Below are 299 nucleotides of genomic sequence, written 5' to 3'. Positions count from 1 at the left end.
GATGCCACCATGGCACCAGCACCGACTGTAGAGTTCAGCGGCATGGGCAGCGATGGCGTGTTCAACAGCGATGAGATCGGTACTGACGGCACTGTGACCGCCACCGTGACGCTAGCGACTGGCACTCAAGTTGGCGACACCTTGATTGTCACTGACGGCAATGGCAACACCCTGTTTAACGGCCCTGTGACTCAAGACATGCTCGACAACGGCTTTGACGTTGAAGTGCCTGTCACTGCAGGCGCAACTGATGTTGATGTGACCGCGCAAGTGATTGATATCGCCGGTAACCCATCTGC

General features: G+C 56.5%; 1 protein-coding gene. It reads left to right on the top strand.

The genetic code is table 11. The features are described 5' to 3' along the window. The coding region (locus H5202_RS23770) for a hypothetical protein (RefSeq protein ID WP_220494003.1) at window positions 1–299 on the top strand (299 nt) is incomplete at both ends.

This window comes from Shewanella sp. SG41-4 (genome assembly GCF_014164505.1).
GTDB lineage: Bacteria > Pseudomonadota > Gammaproteobacteria > Enterobacterales > Shewanellaceae > Shewanella.
This window is presented reverse-complemented; position numbering and strand designations above follow the sequence as displayed.